The organism is Acidicapsa ligni (assembly GCF_025685655.1).
Taxonomy (GTDB): Bacteria; Acidobacteriota; Terriglobia; order Terriglobales; family Acidobacteriaceae; genus Acidicapsa; species Acidicapsa ligni.
In genome coordinates, this window is record NZ_JAGSYG010000003.1 from 246,141 (window position 1) to 264,441 (window position 18,301).

An 18,301-nucleotide genomic window follows, 5' to 3' on the forward strand; every position below is an offset into this window, starting at 1 on the left:
CCGTGCCGTTTGAAGCGATTAGAATGCCGATTTACCGTTACAGACGTTTTATTATTAAACGTTTAAAAAAGCAAGAGGAAATCATAAAAATGATCAAAATAGGTTAAATCGATCAAATGACCCTCCCAACAAGCCAATCAAGCATAGGTTGCTTGATTGGCCTGCGCGCGCATGGCTACGGGTTCTTTCCGGCATTGCCTGGGCCGCCGACTGGATAGATTCGAGGTATTCTCTCTTCCACTGAGGGCAATGGGGGAAACGCTGCATGGGGCTCCGTTTGATACCAGTACGCTACTGAAAACATATTGTCTGAGCGGGCATTTGCATGGCCGTGTTCAATGGTCGCTTTGAATGACCTGGTGAATGGAATGGGTGAGTCCAGATGGAATCTGTACACTGATGAGCGACTACCAGCTAACTCTTCCCCTTTGACGGGCGCGCCGAAACTCGCATACGAAAATGGATGGCTGCCAAAGTCCCAGGCTCCCAGAAAGTAGTCTTCTGTACCTGTTCCATTGATAGACGGCGTCTTTTCTCCATCGACGAAGAACATATCATCGCCTTCGCCCCACCAACCATCCTGATTCTGCAGCACGGACATCGTCACGCCTACAAAGTGACCGCGGCCTGTCGCTTCCATCCAGACGTAGTTGCCATCGCCATTGAGGTTTTTCTTGTCGTTGACGAGGGGATCGCCATTACTCTTCCAGTCCGTTGTCCAACCTTTTGCCGGAGTAGCCTGTCGGTACTCTGCATGAAAATACAGGGTGTCAGACGGCAATGGTTGAGAGTAAGCGCGATAGTCGATGTTGTAGTAAAAGGAGTCAACATCCTCCTGCCCTTGATTCGTTACCGTGATACGGGCTTTCTTCCGGAAAGGCATCTGGAAGAAAGCGTTCAAGGCCTTGTCGGGTGCGACGGACAAGGGCGCGGACTCATAGAGAAAATACTGGCCTAGACCAAGGCCGAAAAAATCTCCGATAGGAGCTTCCACGCTTGGGGAGGATTCATCGTCCCAATACATGCGGAGTACAAGTTTTTTGAGATGGAGGTCTTCAGGTGAGGCGATGGTGAACCAGATATGCGTAATGATGCCCGGTCCAGATTCATCCAGAATAGTGGCTGTTGCCCCGGCGGCTATGTGGATCGCATCGGCATTCGCCCCGGTACGGTCATAACTCGACACCCGCTTTTGCACGTATGCATGCGGAGTTATCAGCCCGGCCATTATTCCACCTGTTCCATCTGCTCCACTCTGGGCGGACGAAATACCTGTCGCGGTCAGCAGACCCAACACCAGCGTCGTGAGTGTAAACATACGTCTGCAAAGAATCCTCAAATTACACATTCCTTCTCCATGTCCATCTAAACTTTGGAGAAGTCTACTCTCACGCTTTAAACGTTTCAATACTTAATGTACGATGGGGCATCGAGACCGCCCCTGTATACGCCTTACGGGAATCCTGTCAGCTCGAATCGGAAGACGAATGAAACTACGACTGCATTTACTCATCCTCTTGACTGCCCTTTTTGCGCCTTCTATCTTCGCGCAGAGTTCGGACTGGGTACGTCCAGCAAAAGCCGGCGACCCGTTGATCTGGGGCCGCAAAGATGGCATTGTCTTTGGCCTTCCCTCCCCTGGAGGGATGCCTGGGCCTCGCGGCTTGATCCGCATCGGTACAATCGACCGCAGCACCGGCGAGGCGAACCTACTGAATTTTGTCGCCGTTGAGCCAGCAACAAAAGGCAAGAAGCTGCGAGGAGACCGTATGGGTTTCAGCGAGCTTGAAAAGAGCAAACTGGATCACGGAATGAATGGGGCGCGCTTGTGGGTCTCGGCGAGCAGCTCGGCCGATATGGCGGCATCACAACAGGTCCAAAACGTAAGTGGAACTATAGAGACAAAACATGAGGACGGCCACGACGTAGAGATTCTCTCAGTACGGGTTGAGATTGAGCGCTTCACGCAAAATGGAGCTCATGTTTATCTGCTGCTATCGATCCGAAGCGATCACCCTGACGAAGTGCGCTTTGCTGCATACCCCTACAGCGACAGCAAGCCACTCGATGAGGTTGTGTTTACCGCAACCATGGGAGCATACGAGCGGCTGCGACTGCTATGGTTGAAAAATCGTGTTGTCGACAGCCGGAAACTGTACGATCCGTACGCGGGTTATGATTTTGCGGAGAAGGATACCTATCCGTTGCAGGAGATGCTGCGCGACAGTCAGGGTAATCCGATCGCTCTTTGCACATCCAGTGAGCGAACTCCGTCCCAATCACGGAATCCAGATGCAAAGGCGAACTGGTATTACGCCGGTCCGAGAATCACACAGTATTGGACTATCCCCGCAAAAGACATCGCGCCTAATTTACGAGTAAGGGTGAATGGCCGCCACACGTACTGGCAATCGAAGAATGAAATTCCAGGCGGAACAACGTTTGAAAATTTTGAATTGCGCGAACAATTCAGCCCTGGGCAAACATTCATCTTTGGCGTTAGTCAGAATGAGCCCTTTGCCTGGAAGCCTGCTCTCACCGATCTTGGGCCTGAGGCTCACTTGGAGTGAGCCTCGCCTAAAATGAGGGCCATACAACAACGCCAAGCTCGATAGGATTCTGTGACTTAGGGCACTGTTAGCGAAAAAGCTGCCTTTAGAAAATCTTAACTTGCTGATTCTAAAGGAATAGTGTTGAATGTAATGATATGCCGCAAACCGGAACCGTAATCCTGCTGGTGTTCGTTCTGCTGATAGCAGCCCTGCTGCTTGTCGTTATGCAGCTTACGCGGCTTGGGTATCTGGTTCGGACATCTATTCCTGATCGTCCACGCCGTCGTGTCTTTCTCGCGTCGGTCGCCTTTTTCTTTACCTTTCTTTCGGTTCGTGTGCTGGTCTCTTTCGTCGTTCGGGGGGATGGTCCCTTCAAATGGGTGATGATGGGCGGCAAGCATATTCATCATCTGGTTTGGGGCATCCTGATTCTGCTCTTTGTTGGCTACGGCTGGCTGCTCGATCTGGGCCGCGCACACTCACCGATCTCGATATTGCTGAGTCGCATCATGTCCATCAGTTATGGAATCGGCGCAGCGCTCACCCTGGACGAGTTCGCCCTTTGGCTTAATCTTGACCCCGACGTTTACTGGGTCAAGACCGGCGGCCGCCTCAGCATCGATGCAGTCATTCTCTTCGGCTCCCTGCTCATGATTGGAGCCTGGGGCGCGCCCTTTTTCCAATCGCTGCAGAAGCTCTGGCTCAAGGGCGGGATGCTCCGCCACAATGTATCCAAACCGATCAGGCGCGTGCGGTGGCCTCGTCGGCGTAAAGGTCCGCGATCAACCCCGCGTATCGCTCCGTAATCACTCGCCGCTTCAATTTCATTGAAGGCGTAAGCTCTCCCGAATCCAAAGCCCACTCGTCGGCCACCACGCGGAAGCGCTTCATCGTTTCAAAGTTGGCCAACGTCCCATTTACACGATCCACGATGTCTTTGTAGAGCGCGATTACACGCGCATCCGCTACCAGTTCGCGCCGTGTCTGCGCCGGAATTCCTTCGGTCTGCGCCCATGCTTCCAGAGCTGCAAAGTTTGGTGAAATCAGTACACATACAAACTTGTGCCTGTCGCCGACCAGCGCAGCCTGACCAATCAGCAGGTTAGTCTTCAGCTTGCTCTCGATTGGTTGCGGAGCCACCAGCTTACCGCCCGATGTCTTCAGCAGTTCTTTCTTGCGATCAGTAATGTAGAGAAACCCGTCGCCATCAATCTTCGCGATATCCCCGGTCATAAACCATTGCTCGGTATCGAAGCACTCATTCGTAGCCACGAGCTTCTGCCAATAGCCCTGAAAGATTCCGGGCCCACGCACTAGCAATTCATCATCCGCCGCCAGCTTGCACTCAACATTCGGTAGCGGCTTGCCGACGGAACCCATACGATGCGAAACCGGAGTATTGATTGCGATCACCGGCGAGGTCTCCGTCAACCCATAGCCCTCAAGCACTGAAATCCCCACCGAAGCAAACCAGTTTCCCGTATCGATTCCCAACGGCGCTCCGCCTGAGATAAACGTATGCACGCGTCCGCCAAATGCCTCGCCAATCTTGCTGTAGACCAGCTTGTTCGCAATCTTCCATGTCAGAGAGCCTGGAGTTTTTCCATCAAGCACGTCTCCCTGATGCCTGGCTCCAACACCCACCGCCCAGGCCAGAATGCGAGCCTTCATCTTCGACGCTGCTGACTTCTGCTCCACGCCCTGCCGAATCTTTTCGTACACCCGAGGCACTCCCACAAACACCGTGGGCCGCACCTGCTTCATTGTCGCGGGCAGCTTATCGAACTGTGGACAATATGCAATCTGCGCGCCGTAGAAAAACATCGCGTAGTCCAGTGCGCGCGCCGTTATGTGTGATAGCGGCAAAAACGAGATGCATCCATCTTCCGGAGTGAACCCGAATTCCTTTGTCGCAAAGCATGTGTTTGAAGCGATATTTCCATGCGTCAACATCACGCCCTTCGGCTCGCCCGTCGTGCCGGAAGTGTAGATCAGCGTCGCCAGATCTGAAGCCCTGGTCGATCGCACCAGCGCATCAAACTCCGCGTCCGTATCAGCGGAACCCAGTCCGCCGGACTTGCCTTCCGCCGCGCGCATCAGCGCTGCAAAACTCACTGCATCCGCCGGAGTGTTCGCGGAGTCCATCATCACCACATGCTCAAGCGACAATCCATCCGCATTCGTTAGCACGGCGGCCGCAACCTTGTCATACTGCGCACGCGTGGAAACCACAACGACACGACTCGCGGAGTCACGCAGCAGCTCGCCAATCTGTTCCGAGGTCAGCGTGGGATAAATCGGCACGTCTACGGCGCCAATCGCCAGCGTGGCAAAATCTGTAATCGCCCATTCCCAGCGATTTTCGCTCAGGATGGCAATGCGGTCGCCACGTCCAATTCCCCATTCAAGAAAGGTCTTTGCCAGCGCCCGCACCCGCTGATAAATCTCACCCGAAGAGATGCCCTGCCACTCGCCGCCATCGTCCTGCCAAAGCAACATGCGGGAACGATTCGTTCCCGCTACGCGCAGAAACAGATCGTTCACCGTCTGCAGCGCATTTCCCTCACTGCTGAACTTGCCGGCGCGCGCCAGTGGGGTCGTCGCCGCCAACTTGCCGTTCGCATCCACATTCATCTGGTTCATAGAACACATCTCCGGGCCTATCCACTTTGCGCCGATCCACGGGCGCTAACGTGCAAGTGTATCAGCGCGGAGCATGGGAGCGCCCGCGGAATGCTATCGCACTCCCGCAGCGTTAGCTTCTACGGTACTATCCACTCAAAGATGTCGAAGCAGAAATAAGGTGTCAGTCCGCGCAGACGCATTGCTTACAGAACGTATGATTCATTCGATGCGCAGTAATCATCAGCGAACTGCCCAGGAAAGTAATCGCGACCTCCGCCCAATGCGATGGCAGCAAATCGCCCCACCAGGCCGCCGCAAAGATGCAACCCAGACCCGCAGCCATGAGCAGCAACACTCTCGCTCTGCGATGCTTGCGAAAGCCCCGGAGCAGAGCAATCGCTCCAAGCATGGCTACCGTCAAGGCGAGCGTCCTGTGTACTCTCTCTTCCGAAGGAAGCAGGTGAGCCAGCACGACTGAAAATGAAAGCAGTACGGGCGTCAAAATGCAATGAACTACACACAACCCTGAAGCCCATATTCCCAGCCTGTCTGCCCAGGACACTGAACTCCCAATAACTACTGCCCGTGATGATGCGCACATGTTCAAATTTTACCAACATGCGCATGAACGAATGACAAAATTGTTGTACCCGGGAACCATTGGCCCATGATTCTTCGTTCTATTCCCTGCAATCGCAATTAAGATAAGGTCCATAACGCAATGAGCACATCTGCTACACAATCCGAAGCACCTGGCGCGGCCACTCCGCGAGCAGCGTTGTCGATGCGTGAAGTTCTGCGCATCACGACTATGCGCCGCCTCTGGTATGCGCAGATCGTCTCTAATCTGGGAGACTTCGTAGCACTCTTTGCCGTCATTGGCCTGCTCACGTACAAACTCCACGCAACCGCTCAGCAAGTCACCGGCGTCAACATTGCGTATCAAGTGCCGATCGCCATCCTCGGCATTCTTGCCGGAGTTTTTGTCGATCGCTGGCCTCTGAAGCGCACGCTTATCTCCAGTGACGTCATACGTGGATTACTCTGCCTGCTCCTGCTCGTCTCCACGCAGATCTGGCACTTCTACGTCATTCTCGCAGCCATCAGCGTCGTCTCCAGCTTCTTCGGTCCAGCACAGGGCGTTGTGATCCGAGAAGCTGTTCCCTTCCACGGCCTGCGCTCTTCTAACGCGCTCATGCAGCAGGTCATGTTCATCATGCGTATCATCGGCCCCGCTGCTGCAGGCGTCCTTGTAGGAATGCTTGGCTGGCGTGCCTGCTATATTGTCGATGCCGCCAGCTTCTTTGCTTCGGCATGCTTTATCGCATCTGTCACGATCAAGCGTTCGCCTGCTGTCCATCAGCACACGGCTACTGAGGACAAAGGTGCAGTCGCCAAAATCTGGCATGACATGCAACAAGGCTTGTCGTTTATTCTTCACCACGCTGGCCTGCTCTTCGTCATCCTCGCACTGGCTGCGGGAATGTTCATCATGGGCTGCTTTGGCCCGCTGATCGCCGTGTATGTTCGTGATTCAATCCACGCCGGAAATACGATCTACGCCTGGGCATCGGGCCTGATCGGCGCTGGAATTCTTTGCGGCATCAACCTGCTCAACACCTTCGGCACAAAGATCAAGAACACTATTCTCGTCTACTCCGGCCTGCTCGGAATCGCCGCTGGATTAGTTTTACTCTTTGCCGTAACTGCCGTATGGAGCACCTTGTTTGGAGACTTCATCATTGGTTTTTCCGTAGCTGGAATCATCATTCCTGCACAGACTCTTATGCAGCAGGAAACGCCGCCAGAGTTGATGGGCCGCGTCGGCAGTACCATGATGTCCGTTATCTTTTCGGCGCAAATTCTCGGCTTGCTTGTCTCCGGCGCTTTAGCTCAGGCCACCAGTGTACGTACAGTATTTGCGCTCTGTGCCGTGGTATTGGTTCTCTTCACCCTGATCGGCAAATTTTTCATGGAACCCAAAACCAGCAAATAGTTTGATTTGGCCTGGCTGTTTGCATCGCTTTCACTGCTTTCATTCGCATCCGCCAGTTTTGCTTCGGAGGGCACAGCAGTCACAACCATAGCAACCTGCGCTACGAGCAGAGAACGGCCGCACTGGCAGTGTGGCCGTTCGTTTCGTTGTAGGCTGTAACTTTCTTCCGTGTATTCGCGTCGGATGAATGGCGAGTCTGGAATGACGAGTCAAAAGTTGAGGGATCCATCATATTCAATTCAGATATCACTCAGGATGACCGGGCAAAGAAGACGACGCGGCGAGCCTTTGTGGCCAGCGCAACGCTTGCAGCATGTGTGTCTATGCTTTTGCTGCGAAAGACTTCCGGCGTCGAGGCGAGCGATACGACTCATGGCACTCCTGACGAAGTCACCATCGTCAACTTCAGTAATGACGGCAAGAATCTCTCCAAAGAGACTGTTGCAAAGATTGTGAAAACGGATAAAGAGTGGCTCCAGCAATTGGGTAGAAACTCCTATGACATCGCCCGCCAGGCGGATACAGAGATGCCCTACTCAGGCGTCAGCCTCAAAGAACATAATGCAGGCATCTTTCGCTGCGTCTGTTGTAATACGGCGCTGTTTAGTTCGCAGACAAAGTTCGATTCCGGCACAGGCTGGCCAAGTTTCTGGGCGCCGATTGCGAAGGAAAATATTACCGAGGTAGTGGATGATTCACTCGGCATGGAGCGCACAGAGGTCAAGTGCATACGATGCGAAGGGCATCTGGGCCACGTCTTCAACGATGGACCGCAGCCCACGGGTCTGCGCTACTGCATGAACTCGGCTTCGATGCGGTTTGTAAAAGCGTAATCACTCCACCGTTAGAGATTTATCCATATACATATCTCTTTTTACATCTACTCAAATCTGCAAGAGTAAGAGATACTCATTTTCGTGAGAGTATCCGCAATGGAAAAGTTCACAACCCGCCTCGTCGCCAAAGGCCCTAACGGTGCCTGGACTCACCTGATCATCCCCTTTGACGTGGTGAAAGTCTTTGGCAGCAAAGCCCGCGTCCCGGTTACAGGCACGCTTAACGACATCAGCTTTCGCAACTCCGTCATGCCCGTAGGCGACGGTACGCATTACATGAATATCAACAAGGAATTACTTGCGGCGGCCAATACCAAAGCAGGTGAGTTGGTTCAGGTCACGATGGCCATTGATAAGGCTGAGCGAACGGTAGATGTCCCTGAGGAATTGCAAAAGTCCTTGAAGAAAAACAAGGAAGCAGCCAGCTTCTTCGATTCCCTTGCCTACTCACACAAAAAGGAATATGTAGATTGGATCGTGAGCGCCAAAAAGCCTGAGACAAAGACTGCGCGAGTCGATAAAACAATCGAAATGCTCCACGCAAAGCAACGCCGCGACCGTTAATTCATCCATAAGATTGAACTAAATTCCCGAACCTACTTGCGGGACAATCAGCCGAATTCCTGTGTAAGAAACCCGAACCTTCCCTTCTGAGTCTTCTCAGGCAGTTCGCCGCGCGGATAATCATTCTGAAGGCATATCAAACACAGGATGAGTATGACTTATGTTTATAACTAAAAATCGAGATGAAGTTACTTCCGTGATGTATAACTCCTCTTATAATTTGCAGATTATATGAATATCTAAAATACTGAAAATAATAGAATTTCTAAGACAAGATGTTCCACGTGGAACATCTCTCATTTTCGACGATTGTCGATCGTGAGAATTGCTCTACGTGGAACATTCTGAAAGCTGTCAGACCTGTGTTTTCGGTGTCAGGCGGATCAAGTTTTTGGCCAATTTGTCCCATTGGGTCAGCAAAACATTGGCGCAGGAACTGGCCGTTTTTGTGGAATGCAGTTCGACTAACTCACGGATTGAGTGCTGCGCAGTATAGTCCAACTCATCGTATTTCTCCGCAAGCAAAAACTCGGGATGGTAGTAGTTTTTCTCTATAAATGCAGCTTTGTCGTCGTAAACCCACGCCAATCCACCCGTCATTCCTGCTCCGAAGTTGATGCCGGTGTCGCCGAGAATTACAACGAGGCCGCCGGTCATGTATTCGCAGCCGTGATCGCCACAGCCTTCTACAATTGCGAGTGCGCCGGAGTTGCGGACGGCGAAGCGTTCGCCTGCGCGGCCTGCGGCATAGAGTTCGCCGGAGGTGGCACCATAGAGCGCGACGTTGCCGAGGATTACGTGCCTGGTACTTTCGCGGGCTGCTCGACCCTCGCCTTTGAGGATGAGTTCGCCACCGCAGAGGCCTTTGCCAACGAAGTCATTGGCGATACCTTGCAGCTTGAGTGTCATGCCCGCAACCGCGAAGGCTCCGAAGGACTGACCGGCAACTCCCTTTAGATCGAAGTGCAAAGCTGAGCCGGAAGCCGTTGGGTTGTTGGTTTTGAACTTGGCTATCTCACCAGCGAGACGCGCGCCTAATGTGCGGTTTTCGTTGGTGATATGCGTGGAAAGCGAGAACGGCTGATTGGATTTGTAGGCCGCGAACGCGGGCTCTACCCATGCATCATCAATGGCTGGATGTTCTTCGGGACGGTCGTTGCGCCCGCCCTGCCAGCGGATAGGCGCGCCGCTCTGGGCCAGCGTGGCTGCACCGAGGATGGGTGCGAGGTTGAGTCCGCCTTCAAAACGAACCTGTTCGAGCAGATCGGTACGACCGGTTGCGGCAGCCAGCGAGGGCAGGCCGAGCGAGGCGAGCAACTGCTGGAGTTCGTGGGCGAGTTCGTCGAACATGCGAACGACGTGCTCCGGCTTGCCGCGGAACTTGGCGCGCAACTCGGGCTTCTGGGTTGCGATGCCAGTCGGGCAGGTGTTGAGATGGCACTGACGTGCCATATCGCAGCCAAGAGCTACGAGGACGGAGGTGCCGAATGCGAACTCATCCGCACCGAGCAGGGCGGCGATCAGGATGTCGCGTGCCGTGCGCAGACCGCCATCCGTACGCAGACGGACACGACCGCGCAGACCGTTGTGGATGAGAACCTGCTGGGCCTCGGCAAGACCAAGTTCCCAGGGATCGCCTGCGTACTTGATGCTTGAGAGTGAGGATGCACCAGTACCTCCAGTATGTCCGGCGATAACGATGTAGTCCGCGTAGGCTTTGGCGACGCCTGCCGCTACAGTTCCGACTCCCCATTCAGAGACCAGCTTGACGCCTATGGTAGCGCGGGGATTGACGCGCTTGAGGTCGTAGATGAGTTGAGCGAGATCTTCGATGGAGTAGATGTCGTGATGCGGCGGTGGCGAGATGAGCTGCATGCCGGGCTGCGCGTGGCGCAGGCGAGCGATAAGCTCCGTGACCTTGTAGCCGGGGAGCTGGCCGCCTTCGCCGGGCTTGGCGCCCTGGGCAACTTTGATCTCGATTTCTTCGGCGTGAATCAGGTATTCCGCGGTGACGCCAAAGCGACCGCTGGCTACCTGCTTGATCTTGTTGTTGAGCAGCGATGGTGCTCCGTCGATGTCGGCATACACTGCGGGGTCTTCGCCGCCTTCGCCGGTGTTGGAGCGGGCGCCAAGCAGGTTCATGGCCTGCGTAATGGTCTGGTGAGCCTCAGGTGAGAGCGAACCAAAGGACATGGCCGAGGCGATGAAGTTCTTGACAAGGCTGCCGGGAGCTTCGACTTCTTCCAGCGAGAACTCGGGACCGGCGGGACGAATCTCCAGCAAATCGCGAATGGCTGCGGGCTGGGTATCGGTAGCCTGCGTCGCGAAAGCAGACCAGGGCGTCAGCGCGAGCGCTGCTCCCTGCTTCGTTGAACCCATCGCTGCCTGGAGCGCACGAACTGTCTGAGGTTGCCAGGCGTGAGGTTCTGCTTCCTCCGCTTTGCGGAAACGGACGAAACCGTAGTCTGGAAGATCTTTGGTGGTGGGTGCGATGGCGGTTGGAGTTACGAGCGTGCCGTTGTCATCGTCGCTTGCGTTGGCTGGTTCCGGAGCAGGCACTGCCGATCGCCAGGATTGGCGAACTGATTTTTCTACTTCGGCAAAACCTATACCGGAGAGTGGGGATGGAGTGCCGAAGAAGCATTTGTCGATGACTTCGTCGGAGAGGCCGAGAGCATCGAAGAGATGAGCTCCGCGATAGCTATCGACGACGCTGATACCCATCTTGGACATGACCTTGGCGAGGCCGAGTTCCAAGGCGTGGAGCATGTTTGCTTCCCCGTTTTCAGGCGTCAGGGCTCGTGCAGTTTCAAGGGCCAGCCAGGGACAGATAGTTCCTGCGCCCATGCCGAGGAGGAGGGCGACGTGATGAATATCGCGGCAATCACCGGCTTCGACGGCTAACCCAACTTCAGTGCGGATACCAGCGCGAATGAGGCCGATGTGAACGGCGCCAAGAGCCATCGCCATAGGGATGGGCAATGCGGATTCGGAAGCAGCGCGATCAGAGAGGACAAGAACTTTCTTGCCTTCGCCGATAAGTTCTACGGCACGATGGAGGAGTGCATCCAATGATGCTTCGAGCGTGCCCTCCGGCGAAAAGACACAATCGAGGATCTCAAGCGGCAGTTCATTCGCGAGAGAATGCTGCTGATGCTTCAGCGCATACATCTCGGCCAACGAAAGCAATGGCGAAGAAAGCGAGAGACCGGGAAGTGGCTCGCGTGGCTCGAAAATATGCGGCCAGGGGCCCAGGCGAGTATGCATTTGCAAAACGACTGCTTCGCGCAACGGATCGATAGGAGGATTGGTTACCTGGGCGAAGCGCTGGCGGAAAAACGAATATACAGGGCGAGGCGAACGGGCCAGCGGAGCGACAGGAGTGTCGTCTCCCATGGACCAGATGGCTTCTTTGCCCTCGGCGGCCATAGGCGCGAGCATCATGCGCACTTCTTCGCGCGTGTAGCCGAAACGATGTTGAAGGTGATTGAGTTCGACGGCATCCAGAAGATCGCTTGGATTTTCTGCGGCGACTAGGGGCGCATCGCTCTGCACGAGGTCTTTGTAGTTGCTGTTCTTATCGAAACGGGCGAGCAGTTCTTCGTTTTCAAGAAACTCGTGTGTTTCGAGATCGACGAGAATCATCTGGCCGGGGCCGAGGCGCCCTGAGTGGGTGATTTTTTCAGGGTCCATATCGACGAGACCCGCTTCAGAACCCGCGACTACGAGACCATCTTCATCAATGGCAAAGCGACAGGGACGAAGACCGTTGCGGTCGAGGATGGCTCCGACCTGGCGGCCGTCGGCAAAGGCCAGGGCAGCGGGGCCGTCCCAGGGCTCAACGCAATCTCCGCTGTACTGGAGAAAGGAAGAGGTGTTGCCGTGGTTGGCCGGCGGGACGAGCATACGCAGCGATTCGGCGACGGTGCGACCATTTTGCGAGAGAAGTTCGACGACTTCATCGAGCGAGGTGGAGTCGGAACCGCCTTCGGTGAGAACGGGATGCAGGTCGAGCGGAAGGGTCGCGGCACGCGCGTCCATACGGGAGCGATTGCCCCAGATGGTGTTGATTTCGCCGTTGTGGGCGAGCGTGCGGCATGGCTGGGCACGGTCCCAACTAGGGAGAACGTTGGTGGCGTAGCGCTGATGAAAAACGGTGAAGGGCGTCTTGAACTCGGGGTTTTCAAGATCCGGATAAAACTGCGGCAACAGACGTCCGGCGCATAAAGCCTTATAGATGATAGTGGACGACGAGATCGATGCAACGTAGCCGGGCAGCGCTGAGCGCTCGAACTGCTTGCGCGCGAGGTAGAGGCGACGATCGAAATCAGTGAGGTCGGCATCTTCGTCCGAGGTGACAAGGACGTGCCAGATATTGGGCAGCGTAGAGGCGGCGATGGAACCGAGAATCTGCGGACATATCGGGACAGGGCGCCAGGCAAGCACGGCAATCTGCTGAGCGACAAAGGCCGCTTCAAGCTCATCACGCGATGCTAGAGATTCGCCCTCCAGGAAGACGACTGCGACGCCGAGGGGCCTTTTGCGGTCGAGCTCAATACCGAGCGGCAGCAGCAGAATATCCCGCGGAATAGCAGTCATAACACCGACTCCGTCGCTGGATTTGCCGTCCGCTGCTACCGCGCCGCGGTGTTCGAGGCGGGCGAGCGCGGTGAGGGCATGCTGCAGGATTTCGTGCGAGGGCTCGCCCGAAACGTTGGCAACAAAACCTACACCACAGGAATCCTGGTCGAAACGAGGGTCGAGCAGATTTGGGAAGGACGCGAGCGACCGCGCGGAAGCGGCCTGCTGGAGAGAAATGTCGGTATTAAGACGGAGGCGATCCATATGTAACTATACGACCTCTTGAATTCAGAATCCAACGTTGACGGGACAAATTGAGAAAGCGAAATCGGTGCAGACACTTTTACGGGAATTCCTGGGGAGGGTTCGCTCAAAAGGCCTGTTAAGAAATGATGAACCGTTTTGCATATTTATACAAACTGTCGTATATTTATGCAAGCGCGGTCCTCATCATGGGGCCGCGCTTTCGATTTGCTGTAAGAAGTATGCTGGAGAATTCGGGGCGAAATGAAGCTGGAACGTCACAATGCGATACGGGAACTGGTGGGCAGTTCTCTGATCCAAAGCCAGGACGAGTTGCGGCGCAAGTTGCGGCGACGTGGCTTTGCAGTGACCCAGGCTACGCTTTCGCGCGATCTGCAGGAGTTACAGCTATTCAAGGGCGCTGGCGGATACGGTCTACCGAACGGAAACGGCAATGGGCATGATTCAAATGAAGCTGTTGCGGAAGATGACGATCATCGTCCGCCAAGCGTTGTCGATGTAATTGAGACGTTTGGCATGCGCAGCAGGCAGGCGATGAATCAGGTGGTGATTGGTACAGTGATGGGTGGAGCGCAGCCGGTCGCCGCGGCGCTCGATTATGAGCAATGGCCTGAAGTCGTGGGAACGCTTGCCGGGGACGATACGGTGCTGGTGATCTGCCCTGATTTACGACGGGCCGCAGATGTACAGGCGAAACTGAGAAAGATGCTGGAATCATGAGCGAATCAAATAAGGCTACGATAAAAACGGCCGTCGTTGGAGTTACGGGTTATGCAGGCGCAGAGTTGGCGCGGCTGCTGGTGCGGCATCCTCGGCTTGCCGGGAATGTGCCGGTGTTTGCAGGGCGCGTCGATGAACGAGACCAGGCTCGGGGCGGTGTTCCATTGGGGGAGATTCATCCTCAGCTTGTGGATAGCCATGGAACTGGTTCGCTGCGAGTGCAGCCATTTTCATGGGACTTGCTTGAGGATCTGGGTGTGGATGTGGTGTTTCTCGCTACTCCGCATGAGATGTCTCGCGAGTCTGTGCCAGCAGCGCGAAAGCGCGGCTTCCGCGTGATTGATTTAAGCGGCGCGTGGCGGCTGGAAGAGAGTTCCAATCGTGCCGTGTATGGATTTGAAGATGAAGGCTCAGTGGATGCGCTGACGATGCAGGCGCAGGCCGTGTATGGAATGCCCGAGCTACATCGGGATCGCATTCGCACCGCAAGCCTGGTGGCGAATCCAGGGTGCTATGCAACTTCGGTGATCCTGGCCTTGAAGCCTTTGTTGGCAGCGGGGCTGGTCGATGTGGAGCATGGGATTATTGCAGACGCGAAAAGCGGTGTTAGTGGATCGGGTAAGGCTCCGGTAGCGAAGACACACTATATGTATGCAGCGGATAACCTGTCAGCTTATGGGCTGTTTACGCATCGGCATACAGGCGAGTTAGTGGAGCAGTTAGGAGTCGGCGCGGAGGATATAACATTCACGCCGCATTTACTGCCGATTCCGCGAGGGATTCTTTCTACGATTTATGTGCGATTCAAGACTGCGCAGACGAGTGCTTCGGTAGAGGCTTGCTATCGGGAGTTTTATAAAGGCAGTCCGATGGTGAGGCTGTTTGGGACGACGCTGCCGCAGATTCAGTATTCGGTGCGAACGAATTATGCAGATATTGGATTCAATGTTGCTAAGGATGGGCATCGCGCGATTGTCGTGAGTTGCCTGGATAACTTGCTCAAGGGCGCAGCGGGACAGGCTGTGCAGAATTTGAATGTAATGCAAGGTTGGGGTGAGGCGGAGGGGCTGGAATGAAATATGTGATCAAGCTGGGTGGAGCGGGCCTGGAAACTCCAACACTGCTGGCTGGATGTGTACGAGCGATTGCCGATCTGGTGAAAGATGGTAACCAGGTGGCCGTGGTGCATGGCGGCGGCATTCAATTGACGAAGACCCTTGCACAACTTGGAAAGAAAAGTGAATTCATCAACGGCCTGCGCGTGACGGATGCAGAGACGCGCGATGTGGCGTTGATGGTTCTTGCGGGCCGTGTCAATAAGGGGCTGGTGGCTGCATTTGGTTCCGTGGGGCAGCCTGCGGTTGGCCTCTCGGGTGGCGATGGACTTTTGTTTCGCGCGCGAAAGAAGCGCACCGTTCCTGATCTTGGTTTTGTTGGGGAAATTGCGGCGAGTGATCCGCGATGGATCGAAGCGGTCTGGCAGTTGAACGGCGTGCCTGTGATTTCTTCGATGGCTTTGGGATTCGATGGTGAGTATTACAACGTGAATGCCGATGAGATGGCGGCGGCTTGCGCGACTACCTGTCATGCAGATGCGTTAGTCTTCTTGACGGATGTTCCAGGAGTGCGCGGAGCGAATGGTGAAGTGATGCGGTGGTTGAGCATCGACCAGATCGCGGAGATGGCGAAAAGTGCTGTGATTTCAGGTGGAATGTTGCCGAAGTTGAGCGCCTGCCGCGAAGCGTTGTTGCACGGAGTGAAGCGCGTGCGGATTTTGCCGGCTGAGGCTGCGAACGTTTTACCAGATCTTTGCACTTCAAGGGTTGCGCAAGGTACCGAAGTAATGGTTGCTTAGAAGGGATATGACGATGAAACTGGACGCTGTACGCGCGGCTGAGTCGCGCCTGTTGCTATCAACCTATGAACGGAACCCGCTGCTATTTGAGCGCGGCGAGAGCGTATACCTGATTGACGAGAAGGGTGATCGCTATCTCGATCTGTTGAGTGGGATTGGGGTAAATGCGTTGGGATATCGGCATCCTGCGATTGAAGAGGCGATTGCCACGCAGAGTCGTGCGCTGATTCACACTTCAAATTTGTTTTTCCATGAGGGGCAGGCTGCGCTGGCACAACGGCTCGTCGATCGTATGGGATTGGATCGCGTTTTCTTTGCGAATTCGGGGACAGAGGCGTGGGAAGCAGCTCTGAAATTGTCGCGGGCTCATGCTGGCTTATTACGCGCCGAGGGCAGGAACATCGGAACGAAATTTCTCGCGCTTGAGCAAAGTTTTCATGGACGGACTTTTGGGTCTGTCTCAACGACTGCGAAGGCTAAGTATCGTGAGCCGTTTGGCCCGGTGGTTCCCGGTGTGGAGTTTGTGCGATTCAATGATGTCTCTGATTTGCGCGCCAAGTTTTCAAACGAGGTTTGCGCGGTTCTTGTTGAGTCGATTCAGGGTGAGGGTGGCATTCGTCCGCTCACACAGGAGTTTTTCAATGCGGCCCGTGAGTTAACTCAATCGACTGGCGCATTGTTGGTCGTGGATGAGATTCAAGCTGGATTGGGGCGCACGGGCAAGTGGTGCGGTTACCAGCATTATGGGATTTTGCCGGATATTACTACACTGGCGAAACCTTTGGCTGCTGGAATTCCGTTGGGCGCTGTACTGTGCACGGAGGAAGTTGCCCGAGCAATTCATCCGGGGATGCACGGCACGACATTCGGTGGTGGGCCTCTGGCCTGTGCTGTGTCGATTGCTGTGATTGATGCGATTGAGAGCGAGGGTTTGCTGGAGCATATCGTCGAGGTGGGCAACTACTTCAGGGAATCGCTGCATGCGCTCGCGAAACGGCATGACTTGATTGTCGATGTCAGGGGCAAAGGCCTGATGCTGGCGGCGGAAGTCGAGTCTGCTCACCTGGGCGCATACGTGGTGAAAGAGATGTTGAAGCGGCACATCGTAATCAATTGCACGAGCGAAACTGCGTTGCGTTTCCTGCCGCCTTACATTCTTGAAAAGGAACATGTGGACCACGCGATTGTTGCGTTGGACGAGATATTCACTGAGTACGAAGCAGCTCACGCCGTGGGCGGCGTAAGCCAGGCAGGAGGCCAGGTTCATGGCTAGTAAAGCAATTGTTGAGCGACAGATTACGGCTACTTCTATACAGCGGGACGAAGATGTACTTGCTGCGGCGGCTCGGCTTGCGGGCGAGGATCTTTGCTCTATCAGCGATTTATCGGCTGGTGAAGTTCGCGCCATTTTGAAGCTGGGGCATGATGTGAAGCGTAATCCGCGTGAGTATCGCTATGCGCTGGATGCGAAGCAGATGGTGCTGATGTTTGAAAAAGCGAGCCTGCGTACGCGGCTTAGCTTTGAGTCGGGATTCAGCCAGATGGGCGGCAATGCAATCTTCTTCGATCAGACGAATTCGCCGCTGGGGGAACGCGAGTCGATTGCAGATGTGGCTAAGAATGTCGAACGCTGGGTGGATGCGATTGTGCTACGAACTTATGCGCATGACACAATCACCGAGATGGCTGCGAACTCGCGCGTGCCCGTGGTGAATGCGCTATCGGACTTTGAGCATCCGTGTCAGGCTCTGGCTGACTTCATGACACTTGAAGAGCACTTTGGTTATTCGCGTGGATTGAACTTCACTTACGTTGGTGATGGCAATAATGTTTGTCATTCGCTGATGCTGACGGGGGCGCAGCTAGGCGCGAATGTGACCGTAGCGACGCCGCGTGGATATTCGCCGGACATCGAGATTGTTACCCTGGCACGTGAGCGAGCAGAGGCGAATGGCTGCGAGATCAAGCTGACGCAGGATCCGCAGGCAGGCGTTGAAGGAGCCGATGCCGTTTACACGGATGTATGCGTGAGCATGGGCTTTGAGCATGAGTCGACGAAGCGCGCACCGATCTTCCGGCCGTTCCAGGTGAATGAGGCTTTGATGGCGAGGGCTGCCAGTCATGCCGTGTTCATGCACTGCCTGCCGGCACGGCGCAATGCCGAGGTTACGGATGCAGTGCTGGATAGTTCGCAGTCGATTGTGTTCGACCAGGCGGAGAATCGGATGCATGCTCAGAAGGCGCTGCTCTTGTTGTTGCTCGGCGGCCTTTCCTATTAACCCTGTTCCTCGAACTATTTCGTCTTTCT

Annotated in this window: 14 protein-coding genes; 10 read left to right on the plus strand and 4 right to left on the minus strand. The window is 54.9% G+C overall.

Annotated features, from left to right (window positions below; all coding sequences use genetic code 11):
- Positions 1-175: 175 nt before the first annotated feature.
- Positions 176-1,318: a glycoside hydrolase family 172 protein gene (locus tag OHL19_RS11525; protein ID WP_263357846.1), complete on the minus strand. Its 1,143-nt coding sequence runs from the start codon at positions 1,316-1,318 to the stop codon at positions 176-178.
- 169 nt (positions 1,319-1,487) lie between these two features.
- Here OHL19_RS11525 and OHL19_RS11530 point away from each other — a divergent pair, with 169 nt between their 5' ends.
- Positions 1,488-2,570 (plus strand): hypothetical protein, encoded by a 1,083-nt coding sequence (locus OHL19_RS11530; protein ID WP_263357847.1) that lies wholly within the window; start codon positions 1,488-1,490, stop codon positions 2,568-2,570.
- Between the two features lie 137 nt (positions 2,571-2,707).
- Complete coding sequence (locus OHL19_RS11535) at positions 2,708-3,358, plus strand: hypothetical protein (protein ID WP_263357848.1); 651 nt, start codon at positions 2,708-2,710, stop codon at positions 3,356-3,358.
- Here the strand turns inward: OHL19_RS11535 and OHL19_RS11540 are convergent.
- Both OHL19_RS11540 and OHL19_RS11545 read right to left on the minus strand, forming a co-directional pair.
- Positions 3,294-5,195, minus strand: coding sequence for an AMP-dependent synthetase/ligase (locus OHL19_RS11540; protein ID WP_263357849.1), 1,902 nt, complete (start codon positions 5,193-5,195; stop codon positions 3,294-3,296). The two genes, OHL19_RS11535 and OHL19_RS11540, sit on opposite strands and share 65 nt — an antisense overlap.
- Positions 5,196-5,358: 163 nt before the next feature.
- Positions 5,359-5,778: a MerC domain-containing protein gene (locus OHL19_RS11545; RefSeq protein WP_263357850.1), complete on the minus strand. Its 420-nt coding sequence runs from the start codon at positions 5,776-5,778 to the stop codon at positions 5,359-5,361.
- A gap of 120 nt (positions 5,779-5,898) precedes the next feature.
- On the opposite strand from OHL19_RS11545, the gene OHL19_RS11550 reads away from it, so the two are divergent.
- The 3 genes from OHL19_RS11550 to OHL19_RS11560 all read left to right on the plus strand — a co-directional run bounded on the left by OHL19_RS11550 (position 5,899) and on the right by OHL19_RS11560 (position 8,573).
- Positions 5,899-7,173 carry an MFS transporter gene (locus tag OHL19_RS11550; protein WP_263357851.1) on the plus strand — a complete coding sequence of 425 codons (1,275 nt, stop codon included), beginning with the start codon at positions 5,899-5,901 and terminating at the stop codon, positions 7,171-7,173.
- 323 nt (positions 7,174-7,496) lie between these two features.
- Positions 7,497-8,006 carry a peptide-methionine (R)-S-oxide reductase MsrB gene (gene msrB, locus OHL19_RS11555; protein ID WP_263358369.1) on the plus strand — a complete coding sequence of 170 codons (510 nt, stop codon included), beginning with the start codon at positions 7,497-7,499 and terminating at the stop codon, positions 8,004-8,006.
- Between the two features lie 99 nt (positions 8,007-8,105).
- Positions 8,106-8,573, plus strand: coding sequence for a YdeI/OmpD-associated family protein (locus tag OHL19_RS11560; protein WP_263357852.1), 468 nt, complete (start codon positions 8,106-8,108; stop codon positions 8,571-8,573).
- 354 nt (positions 8,574-8,927) lie between these two features.
- Here OHL19_RS11560 and gltB read toward each other — a convergent pair whose 3' ends face one another.
- Positions 8,928-13,418: a glutamate synthase large subunit gene (gltB, locus tag OHL19_RS11565; RefSeq protein WP_263357853.1), complete on the minus strand. Its 4,491-nt coding sequence runs from the start codon at positions 13,416-13,418 to the stop codon at positions 8,928-8,930.
- Positions 13,419-13,661: 243 nt separating this feature from the next.
- On the opposite strand from gltB, the gene OHL19_RS11570 reads away from it, so the two are divergent.
- The 5 genes from OHL19_RS11570 to argF are packed head-to-tail and all read left to right on the plus strand — an operon-like array spanning position 13,662 to position 18,272.
- A complete protein-coding gene (locus OHL19_RS11570; protein ID WP_263357854.1) occupies positions 13,662-14,138 on the plus strand; it encodes an arginine repressor in 477 nt (158 codons plus the stop codon).
- Positions 14,135-15,214, plus strand: a complete 1,080-nt coding sequence (gene argC / locus OHL19_RS11575) for an N-acetyl-gamma-glutamyl-phosphate reductase (protein WP_263357855.1) — start codon at positions 14,135-14,137, stop codon at positions 15,212-15,214. Before OHL19_RS11570 ends, argC begins: the two co-directional genes overlap by 4 nt.
- The gene (gene argB, locus OHL19_RS11580; RefSeq protein WP_263357856.1) at positions 15,211-15,993 is read left to right on the plus strand and encodes an acetylglutamate kinase; all 783 of its coding nucleotides are present in this window, start codon (positions 15,211-15,213) and stop codon (positions 15,991-15,993) included. Before argC ends, argB begins: the two co-directional genes overlap by 4 nt.
- Positions 15,994-16,006: 13 nt before the next feature.
- Complete coding sequence (locus tag OHL19_RS11585) at positions 16,007-17,266, plus strand: aspartate aminotransferase family protein (RefSeq protein ID WP_263357857.1); 1,260 nt, start codon at positions 16,007-16,009, stop codon at positions 17,264-17,266.
- A complete protein-coding gene (gene argF / locus OHL19_RS11590; RefSeq protein ID WP_263357858.1) occupies positions 17,259-18,272 on the plus strand; it encodes an ornithine carbamoyltransferase in 1,014 nt (337 codons plus the stop codon). Before OHL19_RS11585 ends, argF begins: the two co-directional genes overlap by 8 nt.
- The last annotated feature ends 29 nt before the right edge of the window (positions 18,273-18,301 follow it).

Coding starts and splice junctions, on each gene's coding strand:
- OHL19_RS11525 (WP_263357846.1), bottom strand. CDS start 1,318: ATGTTTACACTCACGACGCTGGTGTTGGGTCTGCTGACCGCGACAGGT.
- OHL19_RS11530 (WP_263357847.1), top strand. CDS start 1,488: ATGAAACTACGACTGCATTTACTCATCCTCTTGACTGCCCTTTTTGCG.
- OHL19_RS11535 (WP_263357848.1), top strand. CDS start 2,708: ATGCCGCAAACCGGAACCGTAATCCTGCTGGTGTTCGTTCTGCTGATA.
- OHL19_RS11540 (WP_263357849.1), bottom strand. CDS start 5,195: ATGAACCAGATGAATGTGGATGCGAACGGCAAGTTGGCGGCGACGACC.
- OHL19_RS11545 (WP_263357850.1), bottom strand. CDS start 5,778: ATGTGCGCATCATCACGGGCAGTAGTTATTGGGAGTTCAGTGTCCTGG.
- OHL19_RS11550 (WP_263357851.1), top strand. CDS start 5,899: ATGAGCACATCTGCTACACAATCCGAAGCACCTGGCGCGGCCACTCCG.
- msrB (WP_263358369.1), top strand. CDS start 7,497: ATGCTTTTGCTGCGAAAGACTTCCGGCGTCGAGGCGAGCGATACGACT.
- OHL19_RS11560 (WP_263357852.1), top strand. CDS start 8,106: ATGGAAAAGTTCACAACCCGCCTCGTCGCCAAAGGCCCTAACGGTGCC.
- gltB (WP_263357853.1), bottom strand. CDS start 13,418: ATGGATCGCCTCCGTCTTAATACCGACATTTCTCTCCAGCAGGCCGCT.
- OHL19_RS11570 (WP_263357854.1), top strand. CDS start 13,662: ATGAAGCTGGAACGTCACAATGCGATACGGGAACTGGTGGGCAGTTCT.
- argC (WP_263357855.1), top strand. CDS start 14,135: ATGAGCGAATCAAATAAGGCTACGATAAAAACGGCCGTCGTTGGAGTT.
- argB (WP_263357856.1), top strand. CDS start 15,211: ATGAAATATGTGATCAAGCTGGGTGGAGCGGGCCTGGAAACTCCAACA.
- OHL19_RS11585 (WP_263357857.1), top strand. CDS start 16,007: ATGAAACTGGACGCTGTACGCGCGGCTGAGTCGCGCCTGTTGCTATCA.
- argF (WP_263357858.1), top strand. CDS start 17,259: ATGGCTAGTAAAGCAATTGTTGAGCGACAGATTACGGCTACTTCTATA.